General features: G+C 62.4%; 1 pseudogene. It reads left to right on the forward strand.

The features are described from left to right. The first annotated feature begins 197 nt into the window (after window positions 1-197). Window positions 198-1138, forward strand: a pseudogene (locus AC0L18_RS32315) (IS110 family RNA-guided transposase). Window positions 1139-1143 lie beyond the last annotated feature (5 nt).

Genomic DNA, 1143 nt, shown 5'->3' on the forward strand with positions numbered 1-1143 from the left:
AACACCCCTTGTGTCTCTCGAATCATGCAAGATCGGGTTGGCGGGTGACCCGGTCATGACCCGGGTCACCCGCTGCGGCGGAAGCCCGTACACCCCTTGGTATGAGTCCGTGGTTGAGCAAGGAGCTCCGTCGCATCTTCCATAGCCCGAACGGTTGCCAGGGTTCGACCCCGCACCAGCAAGGAAGGGATCAGAGGATGACACAAATTGCGTTTCATGTCGGCATCGATGTGGCCAAGGATCGACTCGACGTGGCTATTCTGGAAACAGGGGAGTTGTTCACAGTCGACAACACCGAAGCCGGTTATGCGGCGTTGGTCGAGCGGCTGTCGGACAACGAGATCGGTGCCATCGGTCTTGAGGCGAGCGGCGGCTATGAACGCGCTGTACTCAAGGCGCTGTGGCAAGCAGGACTTCCGGTGCGTCGCATCAATCCGCACAGGCTGCGCCAGTTCGCGCGTGCAGCCGGCATCAACGCCAAGAACGATCGCATCGATGCCCGTTTGATCGCCCGCTTCCTGGCGACGCTACCGGTGCATCCGGTGGAGCTCGATCCAAGCCTGGAACTGGTGATCGAACTGGTCACGGCACGGCGCCAGCTCCAGGCCGAGCTAAGCCGCGTCAACAATCAGGCCGAGCACGTGCGCGATGCTGCTCTCAAGCGCCTGGCCAAGCGGCGTGCGACCCGGCTCAGTGCCGATATCCTGCTACTCGACACACGCATTGCCCAAGCAATTGCGGCCGATCCCGCTCTGGCTCAGCGCGACCGCCTGCTGCGTTCCACGCCAGGCGTCGGTCCGGTCCTGAGTGCCACACTGATCGCGCTGCTACCCGAACTGGGTCGCCTGTCCAACCGGCAGATCACCGCCCTGGTCGGACTCGCCCCTATGACCATGACAGCGGCAAGCTCAAAGGCAAGCGATGCATTTGGGGTGGCCGCGAGCCTGTCCGCAACGTCCTCTACATGGCCGCGCTCAGTGCCGGAGTTCATAACCCCGTCTTCGCCGCTTTCCGCCAGCGGCTGCGCTCCAACGGCAAGGTAGCAAAGGTCGCCATCGTCGCCGTCATGCGCAAGCTCATCACAACCCTCAACGCTATGGTGCGCACCAACAAACCCTGGAATCCGACTTCCGTTTGAAGCAC

The organism is Mesorhizobium sp. WSM4819 (assembly GCF_055811215.1).